This window comes from Galbibacter orientalis DSM 19592 (assembly GCF_000260115.1).
Classification (GTDB): domain Bacteria; phylum Bacteroidota; class Bacteroidia; order Flavobacteriales; family Flavobacteriaceae; genus Galbibacter; species Galbibacter orientalis.
This window is the reverse complement of the sequence record NZ_JH651379.1, coordinates 2,937,432-2,955,449: the sequence shown is the minus strand read 5'-3', so window position 1 is coordinate 2,955,449 and position 18,018 is coordinate 2,937,432. Positions and strand designations below refer to the sequence as shown.

Here is an 18,018-nt window from a genome sequence, read left to right as displayed (position 1 = left end):
CAAAGACTAAATATTAACTATTATAAAATGAGTAGTTTAAAGAAATAACATTACTAAACTCCTCTTTTTATTCATTTTTATTAATAGCAAGGGGGCTATTTTAAAAACCTCTATTAACCCTTGATATATGTGGAATGGAATAAACGCGGTCTGCTTTTATCGGACAACAATAAACTAAAATCTAAAGGAGCTTGTTGAAGGATTTTTTTGAGTGTTAGTTGTGAAACTTCGACAAGCTCAGTTCGACAAGCTCAGTTCAACAAGCTCAGTTCGACAAACTCAGTTCACAAGCTCCTTTGACAAGCTGGATAACAACTATGAATTACTTTTTAGACAGTCTCTTAGAGTTTATCACTATTATATTATTATATCTACTCTCTTGATTCAAGCGCACGAAGTATTAAAAGGAAATACTAAAAAATATTTCGACGCAAGTGTTCGAGTATTTAAACTTCGATTATCGAATAAATCATATTATTACTGGTGTAACCCTCTAGCTCTTAAGTATTGAAGAAGTAATGCAGGTCTATCTGTTTGTATCATATCTACATTAGCATCTATAAACCAATTATAAATTTCTGGATTTAGTAAGGCTTTCTCATCGTCATGACCTCCATTATGTTGTGGCCATAATGAATTGACCCAGACTCCTGCTCCTTTATCTCTGATATCCTTAAATTTTTTAATAAGACTAATTGTATCTTGTGGCACCGTAAATTCAAATGCTATAGGCACTTCACTTTCTAGATATTCTTCAATGATATGTTCGGCATTAGGATTATTAAGTTTAACTATTGGCATAAAATATACCTCATCTAAAAACTGCCCAAATTCGGCTTCCACTTCTTTTTTAGTTTTATTCCCTTTAATTACAATCTGATTTAAGGTCTCTGTTTTTTTAGCTATCTCAAAACATTTGTCAAAAATACTATAGCTTTTATCTAAGTTTACTAATATTTTCCCTTTGCATAGACGTAAAGCTTCCTCTAAAGTTGGTATTTTATTTGGCGTTTTAACCCCTAAGCCATCTAATAAATGTAGCGTTTTTAGGCTATCCAGCGTCCAATTACTAACCAATCCTTGTCCATTTGTTGTTCTATCTAAAATCTCATCATGCATTAGTACAAGCTTACCATCTTTTGTTTCTCGAACATCTATTTCCACCATATCTACCCCCATATCTATGCACGACTTAATAGCTTGCAAAGAGTTTTCTGGAGCATTTCGCCAATCTCCTCGATGCGCTACAACCATAATTTCCTTATTAGTAGAGTCTTCAAGGTTACCTATTAAAAGTGGGATTTTAGATTTACTATTTGCGTTTCTTAAATTTTTAGATTTCAAATAATTAATTAAAAATTGAGGACGATCCGTTTGAATAATATTTGCCCCATGATCTATTACCCAACCATAATGCTTATCTGGATTCTCAACTGCAACATCATCCTGATGAAATGCGCATAACTTACCCCATAAAGTATTTACCCAAACGGATATTTTATGCTCTTTTATTTTAGAAATTGCATCAAAAATAGAGGATTCCTCATCACTGTAAATAACTTCAAAAGCTAAAGGATTTAACTGCTCAATATAATCGTTTGTGTATTTTACAGGATCTTTAATCAGTTCATCTTCTGCTTTATAAATATTATAATCTGCTGGCCAAACCATTGGCATATAATTAACTTGCTTTAGCAAATTGCCATGTTTTTTTATCATTACCTCATAGGGGTCATTTCCTTTAAAAATACATTGTTTTAAAGTTCCTGTTTCCTTTAAAATTGAAACTGTTTGAGGTAAATATTCCCATGCTTTATCTAAGTTTAGTAAAATAGATTTGTCTTTAACAGCAAGCATCATTTCTTTAAGCGTTGGCACTTTATGAGCAGTTATTCCATTGGCTCCATTTTTTAAAGACAACTCCTTAATCTCCTCAAGCGTTTTGTCTTTAACCTTTCCAGTTCCTGTTGTGGTACGATCTAACGTTAAATCGTGAATAACAACCAATTGATTATCTTTTGTTATTCGAATATCTATTTCAACAATCTCAACTCCCATTTCAATACAGTTTAGAACGGCTTTTATGGAGTTTTCTGGTGCATTTCGCCAATCCCCTCTATGCGCTACCACCATTACGTGATCATCACTTGGGTTATCTATCATCTCAATAATATCTTGATACGACTGAAAGTAACCTCTTGAATTCTGAGATGAAATATTTATTGAAAAAAGTAAAAAGCAACATAAAGAGACTATTATTTTATGTGTTTGATTCATCTTTTTTTTATTGTTTTTAATTGGTCTGATGTAATATTTTTGATTAACATATAGTTTAAGAGGTCTAAAAAGTAATTTATAGCTTTCAATCTCATCAATTTTTTAAGCTCCAAACATTTGAAAAATCCTTTAACAAGCTTAGGATAACATATCGAGTTTAAATACTTTTTAGACCTCTATATAGGATTAATATCCTGGATTTTGCTCTAAAGCACTATCTGTAGCTATTTGTTTAGCAGGGATAGGCATTAGCAAACGATTTGAATCTGAAACTCCTAATACTTCTCCTGCTCTATTTTGTCGTAAAATATCAAACCATCTGTGTCCTTCCCATACTAATTCTAATCTACGTTGTAAATCTATCTCGTTAAATACTGAATTTTTATCCTCTAAACCTTCATAAAGTCCTAGATTTACACGCTCTCGAATTTCATTTAAATATCCAATTGCAATGTCTATATTACCTCTTTGGTTCTCAATCTCAGCTAACATTAAAAGTACTTCTGCATATCTCAAAACCACCCAGTCACTTTCCGAATCTCCAATTACGGTAGATGGGATTGCTAGTTTTTTGCTATAAGCAATTCCAGATTCTAAAACATCTACATACACTCCTTTTCGTAGATCATCTTCCTCATACAAATCATAAAAATCAGGTTTTAATACTCCATGTCCTTTAGTTCCTGTCATATTCCCTTCTACTCTTCCTGTTGGATTAAACATTCTATAAGCATCTGTTCCTTCACTATTTGCATTAATCCCAGAAGCAAATTGTACTGCAAAAATGATTTCTTCGTTCAATTCATTTTCAGTTGAAAAAACTTCTTCTATAGGTATAAGTTTATGACTTTTTGATTTTACAACTTCAATTAAATTGTCATAAGCGTTTGGATAATCTCCTAGAGTTAAATATACTTTTCCTAAAAGTGTATATGCTGCAGTTTTTACAACTCTCATTTTGTTGTCCTCATTTCTATTTGGTAACAAGTCTACAGCGAGAGTTAAATCTGTTATAATTTGATTATAGACATCTTCTTTTGGGGTTCTAGTCTGCCCAAAATTATCCTGAGGATTTATTATTTCCTCCACAACTAATGGTACATCTCCAAATATTCTCACCAAATTAAAATAGTATAAAGATCTAATAAATAACATTTCACCTATTCTTGCTTTTTTAGTGGTTGCATTATCATACGCTATATCTTCAATTCTATTTAAAACTATATTTGCACGTTGTATCCCTTTATAAGCATCTCTCCAAACATTTTCAATGAGTCCATTTTGAGGAATTACATTATATTGGTCTATTTCTCCATACACTCCTCCATCATTTGCAGGAGTTTCATCATAAGCATCTTCTCCAGGTATTTCTCCTAATGCTGGAATTGCAATGTCATAATTTCCGCCAAACTGTAAGGTAGCATATACTGCATTTACTCCTTCTTCAAGTTCTGCTTCATTTGTATAAAAGTTATTTGCAACTTTGTCTGTATTTGGGTTTTGGATTAATTCTTTTTCACATGAAACTATAAAGAATAAGCCCCCTATCAATATTATTTTTAATATTCTCATCTCTGGTATTTTATCAGTTAATGATTAATATGCTATTCTTAATCCTACTAAATAGGTTTTTGCTAATGGATAATTAGATCCATCATTATATCCTGAAGTAAGAATATTGGACGATGTTCCATCTGGATTCCATCCTCTATAATCTGTCTTTGTAAATACATTATTTCCAGATACGTATAACTGAAGTTTTGATAAACGTAACCTTTCTAATATTGATTTACTAAAATCGTATGCTATTCTGATATCTCGAAGTCTGATATAATCTCCATTATTTTCCTCTACAACTACCGAGCTACGTAAAATTTTTCTAGAATTTGAAAAGTTTCCAAAATTAGGTTGCCCTAAAAATCCATCTGGATTGTTTACTGGATGGTATCGATTTTCAAAATAATACGTTGTAGGTACAGAAAAGCCTTCTCCAGCTTCCGTTAAAGAAGCCATATCTCCATCCATTAAAGTACGTCCTGAAACTCCATTAAAATTAAAACTAAAGTTAAAACCTTTGTAAGCTACACTTCCTCCAAAACCATAGGTAAAATCTGGTGTATATGTTCCTTTAGACACCTTATCATCATCATTAATCTTACCATCTCCATTAATATCTTTCACTTTGAAATCTCCTGTAAGTGTTCCCGATAAATGTGGGGTATTATCTATTTCTTGTTGAGTTTTAAAAACTCCATCTACTTCATATCCATATATTTCAGCAATAGAACCTCCAACTTTAGTAACAAAAAGTTGATCTCTTCCTGTTGCAATCTCTTCTTGTCCAGGTCCCAAAGCCAATACTTTATTCTGATATGACGTTAAATTAGCATTAAAGCCAAGTCCTACATTTCCTAGCATGAAATTTCTTCCGCTCAATTCAAATTCTAAACCCTTATTTTCCATTTCCCCTATATTGGCTAACACATTCTCATACCCAGTTTGCTGAGGAACAGGAACATTTAATAATAAGTCTTTGGTATTAGTTTTATAATAAGCCATGCTGAAGTTTAACTTATGAAAAAAGCTAAGATCTAGTCCAATATTCATTGCTGATGCTACTTCCCATCCTAAATTAGGATTTGGAGCAGATGTAGTTATATAACCAGCTGCTAGAGAATTCCCGTTAACATAGTTAGAATCTGTAACCAATGCGTACGATCCATAATTCCCTATTTGATTATTCCCTGTTTGTCCCCAACTTGCAGATATTTTACCAAAGGTTAGTATATCTTCTAAAGGCATAAACGATTCTCTAGTGAAAACCCATCCTCCAGATACAGAAGGAAAATATCCCCATCTATTATTACTACCAAATCTTGAGGAACCGTCTTTTCTTATAGCTGCGCTAAAAAGATATTTTGCATCATAGTCGTATTGCAACCTTGTAAAATATGACTCTAAAGCCCATATTGCTAAATTATAATTTGTAGTATGAGAACTTGCTCCTGCTATATTTTTAATATTATCATCGGCAAATCCAGTACCTACAGTACTTGAAAAATCTATGTTTTCCTTTTGAAATGTATAACCTGCTAATAAATCAAAATTATGTTTAGCTAAAGAAAAATCATAATTCAATGTGTTCTCTATTAAATAATTATATCTAGTTTGTTTATCCTGAGTAGCTTCGGCATCAGAACGAGGAGCTGGCGTTCTATATGAACCAACCGAGGATGGATAATAAAAATTGCGAGTGTAGTTTTCATAATCTCCGCCTAATGAAATTTTATATTTTAAATTTTTAACGATTTCAAAATCGGCAAATACGTTTCCAAATACTCTAAATTGTTGCCTATTATCTTTCACCATTGTTGAGGTTGCTAATAAATTTTCAACAGGGGTACCATTAATACGTACTCCTTCAATTTCTCGTTGCTCATTTATTATTTGCTCACTTATATTAATATCTCCATTGTCTGTATATGGACTGTAATAAGAAAAATTTAAAGGAACTAAGGCGATAGCTCCTGAACTTCTACTACCTTGATCTAATGCATTTTGATCTGTAAATGAAGGTTTTACACTTACACCTATATTTATCTTATCTGTTAATTTCGAATTTAAATTTATGTTAGCAGAATATCTTTTTAAATCGCTTCCTATAACAATTCCCTCCTGATTAAAATAACCTAAAGAAGTATAGAATTTTGTTTTTTCATTACCTCCTGAGGCTGAAAGGTTATAATTATACATTGCTGCAGCTCTAAAGGCAACATCCATCCAATCTGTATTTGTAAGACCTGGTTTTCCATCTAGGTAGGGTTGCAGAAAATCTAAATACAATTCTCGTCCGTCTATCCCTTGACCGTTTATAGTTTTAGTAACTCGAACAGAATTAGGATCTGTTGCGCTACGGTTTGCTGGATCTTTGGAAACATACCCCCAATTTCGTGCTTCTGTTATAAATTGTGCAAATTGGTATGCATCCACCAATTCTACACCAGAACTTTGTTCTTGCATCCCAACATAAGTATCTAACGTAATTGTAGTTTTTTCATTCTTACTCCCTTGTTTTGTAGTTACTAAAATAACCCCATTTACTGCTCTAGACCCATAAATAGATGCAGATGCCGCATCTTTTAAAACATTAACTGTTGCAATATCATCTGGATTAATTGAGTTTAATGAACTCCCTTCGGATAATGGAAATCCATCTACAACTATCAATGGATTTGTCCCCGCAGTTAACGTACCAGTACCTCTAATAACAATTTGAGATGCCGCTCCTGGTTGTCCATTTGATTGATTAACTACAACTCCTGACATTTTCCCCGCTAATTGTTGCCCTACAGATGATGACGCTACTTTGGAAAGTTCTTCTTCCTCTATTTTACCTACAGAACCTATTACTTTAGCTTTTGATTGTTGCCCATACCCAATTACTACTACCTCATCGAGTTTTGCAAAATCTTCTTCAAGTGTTACTGTTATATTTTCATTCCCATTTACTGCTACTTCTTTAGCTACAAATCCAATATAAGATACAACTAGAACCGCATCAGAATTAGTAAGTGTTAAAGAAAAATTCCCGTTAAAATCTGTGGTAGCACCATTAGTTGTTCCTTTTTCTAAAATACTAGCTCCTGGTAAGGGTTGCCCATTATCATCTAATACACTTCCATTTACAGATACTTGTACAATAGTAGTTTTTTGCGTTAAAACCTCTGTTTTAATATGCTTATTCGGCTTTAAAATAATTTGGGTTCCAACTACTTGGTAGTCTATAGAAGTATTTCTGAATAAATCTTGTAATACCTCTTCTATTGGCGATTTCTCTACCTTGATTGAAACACTCTTTTTGTAATCTATTTCATCGTCTTTATAAATAAATCGATAATCTGTTTGCGACTCAATAGCTGTTAGTACTCTATCTAAATTTACATTTTGGAGGTTAACGGATACTTTATCTTTTTGTCCGTAAGTTAAATTGGCGTTTACTTGAATTATCATGAAAAAAAATAGTACAACAGACAATTTCATTTTTAAAACATGACTTTGGTGAATAGGAATGTTTTTCCTAATCCTAGTTAGATTTTTCATATTTTTGCTTTTCTTAAAAATGTGGTTAAATAATTTAATCACTCTCTAAATCGGGAAATGTGGCTGCATTTTCCGATTTTTTTATATCAAGAGTTTCTTAGTTAGCTTTCATGTGCTTTTTTATTGTATTTAGTAATCATGCGGAACATCCAGATAAGCATTCCGATGTATGACTAAAAATTAGACATGGATGTTTCATTAGCTTTATTTATTCATAGACTCCATAGTTTTATGTGTTAATATATATTTACTTTATTATTGTTTATTTGATAATGAATTCCATAATATTGTTTAAAAGTTTCTAATACTTCTGGCAACGCCTTATCTTCATTAAAACTTGCTGTAAAAGTTAAATTTGCAATTGAATCTGTAGGCATATCTATTGACACATTGTAGTGTCTTTCTAATTTTTTCAAAATATTTCTAAATGGCATATGCTTAAATACTAACTCGCCTTGCATCCATGAGGTATAAATAGATACATCTGTTTTACCTATTGAGATATTTTCATCAGCCTTCTCCCAGATTGCCATATATCCAGGCTTTAAAAATGTAGTTTCTGTTTTTTTATCTTCATTTTCAGAATACAGCCCTACAGAACCTTCTACCAAAACTGTTTGTACGGTAGCATCTTCCTTATATGCCGACACGTTAAATTTTGTACCATAAACTTGTACTCCAAGGTTATTTGCTCTCACCACAAATGGGTGTAATGTATCTTTTGCTATTTCAAAAAATGCTTCTCCACTAATTAAAACCTCTCTGTGTTTTTGACCGTTAAAATTTGTTGGGTAAGTTATTCTACTCCCAGCGTTTAAGTATATAACAGAACCGTCTGCCAATTCTAGGTTAAATTGTTTTCCGTAGGGTACATTTAAGGTGTTATAAGAAACCGCTTCCGTTTCAATGTTATTAGCTATGTTTTTATATACAATCTTATTTAAACCTTTTACTCCTACCATTTTTCCTGTGCTACTTAGTATTTCTTCTTCAGAGTTTTCAGAAATAACCTTTATTGTACCATCATCTAACGTAAGTGTTATTGCATTTTCTGGAATGGATTTTTGCTGAAAGGAATTTTGAATTAAAAATATATACGCCCCTCCTAACAGCACTATAAAAATAGCTGCGTATTTATAATAAGTCCGTATTGATTTTGAAGATTTGGTCTTGCTCGCTTTAAGCTTAATTAATTCTTTATCTACATTAATTCGGGCTTCGGTTTCCTCAAAGGAATTAATAGTATTAGCAGTCTTTAAAATATTGTAAGTCTTCTGATTTTTATCACTACTAAGAATCCAATTTTCTACAGTCTCCGTTTCTGTAGCATCGGTTTTCCCTTCAATATATTTTTTTAATAATTCTTTCATTTAAAAAATTGCCTCTTTAATTATAGACGATTTAAAATGAAGAATTACCTAAACGAAATTTAGTTTTTTTTTAAAATAAATATGTAATGTATTCTTTTAAATGCAGTCGCATATGCTTTAAAGCATTTGCCAAATGATTATCCACTGTACGTGGTGAAATATCTAATATACTAGCTATTTCTTTTCGTTTTAAGCCTTCATACTTACTTTTTACAAATACTACTTTACATTTTTCAGGTAGTAACGCAATTGCTTCTTCTATCCTTTTACTCAACTCATTTTCTATCAGTAAAGAAGCTGCTTCGTCATTAATTAAGCCTTGTTGAATTTTTTTCTTTTGCTCGGAGAAATTTGATTTAACTTTTAAATGCTTTAAATGATCTAGGCAAGCATTCTTGGTTAAGGTATATAAGTAATTATTAAGATTATTGATTTTAGAGGCAGTATCTTTATTTTCTAAAAGTTGTAAAAATACATTCTGTACTATTTCTTCAGCATCTTCATTAAACACTAAATATCCTTTGGCAATATGAAACAGTTTTCCATAGTATAATTTAAAGATAAGATCAAACCCTTCTTTAGAGTTTATATCTATCTCAGAAGATAATTTTATGTTTCTATGAATTTTATAAGATGCCACTCTAGACGATACCTATTTTATAATGAGACTATTTTCTAAAAGTAAGCAAAAAAAACTATTTTTTATAAAAGGTAAGTTAATACAATGTTATTTGTGTTAAAACAAAAGTTATGTTTTACTTGATAGTATGGATGTCCAGATAACTCATAAGCCTTCTTTAGTTGATCTATTAAAATTGTCAATCTTAAAACGTAAAAGTTTCAACCACTTTTCTCCCTTTTGTTTCCCATATAGGTATCTAGAACAAAAAATACACAAACAAAAAAGCCTCAACATTTACTGTCAAGGCTTAAAATTTATCACTATTATATTATTAAATCAACTATCTTGATTCAAGCGCACGAGGCAGTCAAACCAAACAATCTTAATTTATTTCGAACTTAAGTTTTTCGGTAAACTCGGCACAGGCTTTGGAAATTAAACCCTCTATAAAGGGTTTATGCTTTTAAAAAATTGAGCACATTCTCTTCTATTCTCGATTGAATATTACTAACATCTGCTTTTACAAACTTCTCTCCTGTAATATTTTCATAAAGCTCAATATATCTTTCTGAAACAGACGTTATATAAGCATCGGTCATTTCTGGAATTTGCTGTCCTTCTTTCCCTTGAAAACCATTTTCTATTAACCATTGACGCACAAACTCTTTAGAAAGTTGCTTTTGTGCTTCACTTTTTTCTTGACGTTCTTCATATCCATCAGCATAAAAATAACGTGAAGAATCTGGGGTATGAATTTCATCTATTAAAACAATTTCACCGTCTTTTGTTTTTCCAAATTCATATTTAGTATCTACTAAAATCAATCCGCGTGCTGCTGCAATTTCAGTTCCTCTTTGGAATAATGCACGGGTATATTTTTCTAATACTAAATAATCTGCTTCAGAAACAATTCCCTTTTTTAAAATAGCTTCTCTCGAAATATCTTCATCATGATCTCCTTGATCTGCTTTTGTAGAAGGCGTAATAATTGGTGCTGGAAACTTATCATTTTCTTTTAGTCCTTCTGGCATTGTAACTCCACAAAGCGTTTGTTTTCCTGCTTTGTATTCTCTAGCTGCATGACCCGATAAATATCCACGAATAACCATTTCTACTTTAAAAGGTTCACAAAGCTGACCAACAGCTACATTTGGATCTGGAGTAGCTTCCAACCAATTTGGAACAATGTCTTTTGTAGCATCCATCATTTTGGTTGCAATCTGATTTAAAATCTGACCTTTGTAAGGAATTCCCTTTGGCATAATTACATCAAAAGCAGAAAGTCTATCTGTAGCAATCATCACTAACAAATCGTTTCCAATATTATAAACTTCCCTAACCTTTCCTTTATAAACACTTTCCTGATTTGGAAAATTAAAATCTGTTGCTGTGATGGTATTACTCATGAATAGTATTGTATTATTTTCTTGCTACAAATATAGGGGATATTTTAATTTTTGATGCCTTGTTTTTGATAGTTTAATTGGACAATAATTTAGTTAGGTAATTTAGAAACACATCAAAAGAAAAGGTCTAAAAAGCAATTTCCAATTGTCAAAAGGAGCTTAACAAACTCACTGCAACACGTAGAGATTAGATACTTTTTAGACCTTTTTTTTGCTATATCTGTTTTTAAACCATCATTCCCCCAGAAACCTCTATGCGTTGTCCGTTAATCCAGCGTGCTTCTTCGGTACATAAAAAAGCTACTACACCACCAATATCTTGAGGTAAACCAACACGACCTAATGCTGTTATACCTGCAATGTGATTGTTAATTTCTTTATTATCTCTTACACGTCCACCTCCAAAATCGGTTTCAATAGCACCTGGAGCTACTATATTGGCTGCAATACCTTTTTCTCCTAATTCTTTTGCCAAATATCTGGTAAAAACTTCTACTCCGCCTTTCATTGTTGCATAGGTAGAAGAACCTGGGAAAGAAAAACGAGCCAGTCCTGAAGATATATTGATAATTCGTCCCCCTTTATTTATAAAAGGAACTGTCTTTTGTGTTAAAAAGAAAACACCTTTTAAGTGAATATTAAGCATCTCATCAAATTGCTCCTCGGTAGTTTCTATAAAAGGTGCATACAATGCTGTTCCTGCATTATTTATTAGAAAATCAAAGTTGGGACTTCCTGTATGCTCTTGTAAATGATTAGTTACTTGAGTGATAAAAGCATCAAATGTAGCTATTTTTGAGGTGTCCAATTGGTATGCTATTGCTTTTTGTCCGATTGCCTGAATCTCGGTTACTACGTTATCTGCTTGTTCTTTATTGCTTCTATAAGTAAGTATGACATCAATCCCTTTCTTTGCAAGATTTATAGCCATATCTCTACCTAAACCTCTGCTCCCTCCTGTTACCAAAGCTACTTTGTTGTTTTCTGTTTTCATTTTTTTAATTATTAATTATTATTAAAATTTTGATAGTACAAAGTTCAACTAAAAACAAAGGGGACTGTTTGCAAACATCAAAGGATTGTTTGCAAAATTCAAATAATAAGATTTAAGAACGGAAACTAACTGGAGCTACAGAAGTTTGTCTTTTAAAGAAATTAGAGAAGTGAGCTACTTCTTCAAAGCCCAAACTATAAGCTATTTCAGAAATATTCCAATCGGTTTGCTTTAGTAAAATTTTAGCTTCTTGGATAATTCTACTACTTATAATATCTGTTGTTGTTCTCCCCATATTATCTTTAAGCACCTTGTTTAGGTGATTTACATGAATAGCCAAGCGCTCTGCATATTCTTTTGCTGTACGCAGTACTAGTTTTTGTTCGGGAGATTCTATAGGGAATTGACGTTCTAATAATTCTATAAATAAGGAGATTATCCTTGCTGATGCATTTTTATCGGTATGTAATTGTGTAGCTGGTTGTAATTTTTGTCCTTGATGAATAAGTTCCATTACATAATTCCGAAGCAAATCGTACTTATATACATAATTTGAAGCTATTTCTGTTTTCATTTTATTGAAAATCAGTTGAAGTTCCTCTGCTTCTTCATCTTCTATTTCAAAAACAGGATAGCCTCCAGATTTAAAAATAGGCAACTCGTCTAAAACTATTCCCGTTAAATTTTTTATTAAAAACTCATCCGTAAACACACAAAAAGAACCTGCTTGATTTTCTTCTAATGGAAACCAATGATACGGTACTTTTGGGGTAGCAAAGAGTAGTGCATTTTTTTCAATATCTATAACTTTATCTGCATACTCTGCCCTATTCTTCCCACGTATTAAACTTATTTTATAATAAGCTCTACGGTTATAAGGCATTATATTTTTACGTTTTACCTGCTTTATAGTTTCTGAAATATCGAAAATATTAAAATGCCCTATTTCTTTATTAATTCCAGGTGGTAATAAAGTATCTATATCTCTACCAGTAAATGCAGCAGCTTCTTTATAAAATTCTTCTAAGGAAGTACTTTTTAGTGTTTTCATAGAATTTGTAAAATTCAAAGATACCACAATTCTATAGAAAGTAACTCAAAGTTAAATTATACTAAAAAGCCTTTTTATAAGCTTTTTCATATATTTCTTCATACCTAGGGACTACTTGGTTAATATCAAACAAAGTAGCTTGTTCTCTAGCTTGTTTTTTATACTGATTTAAAACTTTATCTTCTTTTAAAATCTTAATAGCGTTATTTGTCATGGACTCTACATCGCCAACGTTGCTTAAATAACCGCTAAACCCATCTTTATTTACCTCAGGAATTCCTCCTGTATTACTAGATATTACAGGAACTTCATTTACCATTGCTTCTAATGCTGCCAAACCAAAACTTTCGGTTTCAGAAGGCAATAAAAATAAGTCGGAGAAACAAAGTATTTTATCTACTTCATTACTATTTCCAAGAAAAGCAACTTTGTTGCCAATCCCTAATTCATCACACAAAGCTTCTGCTCCTTCTCGTTCAGGACCTTCGCCTACCATTATTAGTCTGGAAGGAATTTCTTTTTGAATTCCGTAGAAAATATTGATTACATCTGAAATGCGCTTTACTTTTCTAAAGTTACTTATATGTGTTATTATACGCTCTTTATCTGTAGCCATCATCCCACGCTGACAATCAGTAAAGCTATGCTTATATTTAGATACATCTATAAAGTTTGGAACTACATGTATTTTCTTTTTTATATCAAAAAGTCGGTTTGTATCCTCTTTTAAACTTTGTGAAACTGAAGTAACCACATCAGATTTATTGATACTAAAAGTAACAGCAGGTTTGTAGAAAGGGTGATTTCCTACAAGGGTTATATCTGTACCATGAAGTGTTGTAACAATAGGAATCTCAATTCCTTGTGTTTTCAGCATCTTTTTAGCCATATAAGCAGCATATGCATGAGGAATAGCATAATGAACATGTAACACTTCCAGTTTATGAAGTTTTACCATATCCACTAATTTACTAGACAATGCTAGTTCATATGGTTGGTAATGAAACAATGGGTATTCTGGTACATTTACTTCATGAAAATGGATTTTTCCACTAAGTAATGCCAAACGAACGGGTTGTTTGTAAGTTATAAAATGAATTTCGTGTCCGCGTGTTGCTAAAGCCATTCCTAACTCTGTTGCTACTACTCCACTTCCGCCAAATGTTGGATAACACACAATCCCTATTCGCATACTTTTTAATTTAAATGAATATACTAAGTTAAAATATTAATTACACCAGAGAGATTTAATGGCAAACTTTTAAGATCTCACTAATTTCTTAGGTGCTAAATAGCTTTTTCTTTTTCTGAAAATAGAACGGTCTTAAAGCTATCTATTAAATCTACAACCTTGGGGCAAGCCCAAGAGGTATTCAAAGGAAAATAATTTAATCCATTTAGACATAAAACCCTTCGGCAAACTCAGAACAGGCTCTGGAAATTAAACCTTAATTATAGATTTAAAACTGAGTCGAAACAATAGGAATATATTTACAAAAGAATTTTTAAATTTCTGTTATCTCTCAATCGATTCATAGATAATCTCCTGAATTACAGTACGCGTACCTTCAGAAATTAATTTTCGATTTAACATGGTTGGATACGTTCTATTAGACAAAAATATATAAACCAAGCTATCTGTAGGATCAACCCAAGCATAGGTTCCTGTAAAGCCACTATGTCCAAAACTCATCATTGATACACAGCCACATGTAGGACCAGATTCTCCCAATTGTGGTTTATCAAATCCTACCCCTCTTCTATTATCTTGGTCGCAATAATAACAGGTATTAAACTTATCTAAGGTTTCGGAACTAAAATAGCGTTTGCCTCCATAATATCCTTTTTGAAGATACATTTGCATCATCTTAGCAAGATCATTTGAAGTACTAAAAAGTCCAGCATGCCCACCAACACCACCAAGCATAGCGGCTCCCATATCATGCACATATCCTTGAATGGTTTGATATCTAAAATAATCATCTACTTCTGTAGGAACAATCTCTCCTTTTCCAAATTTATCTAATGGATTAAAGGTAGTATAATTCATCCCTAAAGATTTATAAAAATTATCTTGAGCTATTTTATCTAATGGTCTATGGTAATAATTTTCTAAATAGCGTTGCAATAAAATAAAGGGTAGGTCGCTGTATCTGTACTGAAGTTTACTCAGCAATTCGCTTTCTTTTATCTGATCAATAATAGAATCTTTATAATCATTTCTAATATAAAGATGATCGGCAACTTGAGTATCAAAATTCTTTGTTGGAGCATCTTTATAATACGTATCTAAGGGCTTTTTGGTCCCTTCATCCAAAGTACTTATATAAAAAGGAATCCAAGGTTTTAAACGAGCGTAATGAGAAAGCACTGCCAACAATTTTAAATCTTCTTTGTTACTCCCTTTCAATTCAGGAAGCATTTCTCCTAAGGTTGAATTAAAAGTAATTTCCTTCTTCTCTACCAATTGCATGATATTTGGCAAGGTAGCCGTTATTTTGGTTAAAGAAGCAAGATCGTATAAGTTATTGCTCCTAACAGGTTCTGAGTCTGCACCATAAGAGAACTTTCCGAAGTTTTTATTATAAATTACCTTTCCTTGTCTTGCAATTAAAATTTGTCCGCCAGGAGTAGCTCCAGAACTAATAGCAAGTTTCATTACAGAATCTACTTTTTTCAGGGTCTTACTATTCATTCCAACCCGTTCAGGAACGCTATACCCTAATCTTGATAAGGAATTGGTTAAAAAACCTCTGTTTTCTGGTAATTTTTCGTGTGCCATAACGGGCAAACTCCCTTTAGAAGCAAGAGCTCCAAATATAAGCTCTGCAGATTTTTCTTGAGAAATAGGATCGTTTAAATAACTTACAATTATAGACTCTATATTATCAATACTTTGAAGGTCTAAAAGTGCATAAGGTTTTACAAAAGCATCAAGAATAACCTTTTTTTGTCGTGCTATTTCATAAATCCAAACCTTCTCTTGATCTGTAAAATCTGCCGCTTTCCAAGGTGTTTGTGTACTTCTATGATGCCCAATAATAACTAAATCATAAGGTTTTATTCTGTTTACAATATCACTTAAATCATCTCCATGAATATAAGCTACAGAGGTATATTTTTTTAATGTTTCTACAAAAGTAGAATTATCTCCATCTCCCATCCCGATATAAGCAATACTTTTCTTATCTAGATCTCTAATTGGAATTGTTTGCTCATCGTTTTTAGCAACTGTAATGGCATTTTCCATTACTTCTTCAAATAAAATTGTATCCTCAACACGATTTAAATCTTCATATAAATGTGCTTGAGCTACCGGTTTATAATTATTTAAACCTACTTTATATTTAGCCTTTAATACTTTTTTTACTGAATATGCTAAACGTTCTTCTGTAATAATTCCATTAGTATAGGCTTCTGTTAACTTTTTTATTCCCTCTGGAGTATCTGCTGATATAAGCAACATATCATTTCCCGCTAAAAAAGCAGAAAGGTCTACATTCCCAGAATCTGCATAATTAGCTACTCCCTTCATCTCTAAAGCATCTGTAAAAATAAGTCCGTTAAACTGAAGCTTATCTTTTAATAATCCTGTTACAATACCTTCTGAAATTGAAGAAGGAAAACCTGGTCGAGACTCTAAACTAGGAACACTTAAATGTGCTACCATAACGCTAGCCAATCCTTTTGGAATAAGTTGTTTATATGGATAGAGCTCTACGCTATCTATTCTTTCTTTACTAAATGTTATTGTTGGTAATGTTTTATGAGAATCTTGCTCTGTATCTCCGTGACCTGGGAAGTGCTTTGCATTAGCCAAAACTCCAGCAGATTGCATTCCTTCCATAAATGCCATTGCTTTTTCTGTAACCTTATCCCTATTTTCTCCAAAAGAACGGTTTCCTATAATTGGATTTTTAGGATTGGTATTAATATCTACATCGGGAGCAAAATTAATATGCATTCCCATCCGTTTTGTATGTTCTCCAATATGTTTTCCTACACGTCTAATTAAATCATTATCCTTAACAGCTCCTAAAACCATGTTGTATGGAAAAGCAAATGTAGAGTCCAAACGCATGGATAAACCCCATTCGGCATCCATTGACATTAACATTTTTACTTTAGAAAGACTTTGTAATTCATTATTAAGTTTAGCTTGACGATACGGACCTCCAGTTGAGAATATTACTCCTCCCACTTGGTATTCGGAAACCAATTTTTTTACATCGTCAATATGTGCTTTTCCTTTGTCGGAAAAAGCTCTGATCATAAATAATTGTCCTATTTTTTCTTGAAGTGAAAGCGAATTATATATACTATCAACCCAAACCTTTTGCTGCTCGCTATCGGTAGTTACTAATGGGTCTACTTGCTGACTAAACCCTTGTATGAAAATAAATAGAAGCCCTAAAACAACACTATTTTTTTTTAAAACCATTGAATAATTTTTACTCAGTAAATGAGACTTAAACCTTCGACTATTTTGTAATATAAAACCTATTATGATAGTTATTTATAAGGTACAATCTTTAAAAATAACCTAATACAGGAACGGCTTTTATACTTTGAGCATATAAAAACATCCCTATAAAACATAAAAACCCCACTAACTTTTTAATTAACGAATCATTAAAAAAGTAGAATAGAGTTCTAATTCATAAATCGTGCATGCCAACTATCTCTAGCTGGAACTTCCCAATAATTTTGGTATTCTTCTTTATTAGTTACCAAATTATTGAATACGATGGTGTTTTGAGAAACGGCTTTTTGTTTAGCCATTTTCTTAAAATCGATAAGGGGCTTGTAGGCAATAAAATCGCCTTGTCTGTAGGAGACATTCATTTTATCGAGGAGATTAACATTGTAATCTACCTCTAGCTGTTGGATAAATCGAACTGAGGCGTCGATTGAGCATCCGCTAGCCATATTAAATTCTTGATCTAATGCAATGATAATAAAACGTTTGTAACGTATTTCAAAAGAGGCTTTTAGATTTGCTCCATGAGCAGTCCATTGCTCTATAAAACTCTCGAGTTTTGTGGTTAATTCTGCTATTTCTTCTTCAGTAAAACTTCTATTTGCTTGGTAAATCCAAACTCTAGCAGATTCTGATAAATCGTTAAAAGCTACAAACATTTTCTTTTTATTTAAAAGATTCCTTTTTCTATTTTTTCTTTAAAGAGTGTTTTTTAATC

Annotated in this window: 11 protein-coding genes; all 11 read right to left on the bottom strand. The window is 32.2% G+C overall.

The annotated features are described in order from the left end of the window. Positions 1-477 precede the first annotated feature (477 nt). The 11 genes from JOOMADRAFT_RS12955 to JOOMADRAFT_RS12905 all read right to left on the bottom strand — a co-directional run bounded on the left by JOOMADRAFT_RS12955 (position 478) and on the right by JOOMADRAFT_RS12905 (position 17,959). Positions 478-2,277 (bottom strand): glycerophosphodiester phosphodiesterase family protein, encoded by a 1,800-nt coding sequence (locus JOOMADRAFT_RS12955; RefSeq protein ID WP_008614078.1) that lies wholly within the window; start codon positions 2,275-2,277, stop codon positions 478-480. Between the two features lie 186 nt (positions 2,278-2,463). Next, on the bottom strand, positions 2,464-3,849 hold the full coding sequence (locus tag JOOMADRAFT_RS12950; RefSeq protein ID WP_008614077.1) for a RagB/SusD family nutrient uptake outer membrane protein: 1,386 nt from the start codon (positions 3,847-3,849) through the stop codon (positions 2,464-2,466). Between the two features lie 24 nt (positions 3,850-3,873). Then, positions 3,874-7,377 (bottom strand): TonB-dependent receptor, encoded by a 3,504-nt coding sequence (locus JOOMADRAFT_RS12945; protein ID WP_008614076.1) that lies wholly within the window; start codon positions 7,375-7,377, stop codon positions 3,874-3,876. A gap of 236 nt (positions 7,378-7,613) precedes the next feature. Beyond that, complete coding sequence (locus tag JOOMADRAFT_RS12940; protein WP_008614074.1) at positions 7,614-8,747, bottom strand: FecR family protein; 1,134 nt, start codon at positions 8,745-8,747, stop codon at positions 7,614-7,616. Positions 8,748-8,817: 70 nt separating this feature from the next. Beyond that, positions 8,818-9,387, bottom strand: coding sequence for an RNA polymerase sigma-70 factor (locus JOOMADRAFT_RS12935; RefSeq protein WP_008614072.1), 570 nt, complete (start codon positions 9,385-9,387; stop codon positions 8,818-8,820). Between the two features lie 437 nt (positions 9,388-9,824). After that, entirely contained in the window at positions 9,825-10,775 is a 951-nt protein-coding gene (locus tag JOOMADRAFT_RS12930) for a phosphoribosylaminoimidazolesuccinocarboxamide synthase (RefSeq protein ID WP_008614059.1), read from the bottom strand. A gap of 226 nt (positions 10,776-11,001) precedes the next feature. Beyond that, positions 11,002-11,769, bottom strand: a complete 768-nt coding sequence (locus JOOMADRAFT_RS12925) for an SDR family NAD(P)-dependent oxidoreductase (protein WP_008614057.1) — start codon at positions 11,767-11,769, stop codon at positions 11,002-11,004. 112 nt (positions 11,770-11,881) lie between these two features. After that, positions 11,882-12,820, bottom strand: coding sequence for a helix-turn-helix domain-containing protein (locus JOOMADRAFT_RS12920; RefSeq protein WP_008614055.1), 939 nt, complete (start codon positions 12,818-12,820; stop codon positions 11,882-11,884). Positions 12,821-12,881: 61 nt separating this feature from the next. Beyond that, positions 12,882-14,012: an N-acetyl-alpha-D-glucosaminyl L-malate synthase BshA gene (gene bshA, locus JOOMADRAFT_RS12915; protein ID WP_008614053.1), complete on the bottom strand. Its 1,131-nt coding sequence runs from the start codon at positions 14,010-14,012 to the stop codon at positions 12,882-12,884. A 324-nt stretch (positions 14,013-14,336) separates the two neighbouring features. Continuing rightward, a complete protein-coding gene (locus tag JOOMADRAFT_RS12910) occupies positions 14,337-17,261 on the bottom strand; it encodes a glycoside hydrolase family 3 N-terminal domain-containing protein (RefSeq protein WP_008614051.1) in 2,925 nt (974 codons plus the stop codon). A 212-nt stretch (positions 17,262-17,473) separates the two neighbouring features. Continuing rightward, the gene (locus JOOMADRAFT_RS12905; protein ID WP_008614050.1) at positions 17,474-17,959 is read right to left on the bottom strand and encodes a hypothetical protein; all 486 of its coding nucleotides are present in this window, start codon (positions 17,957-17,959) and stop codon (positions 17,474-17,476) included. Positions 17,960-18,018: the final 59 nt, after the last annotated feature.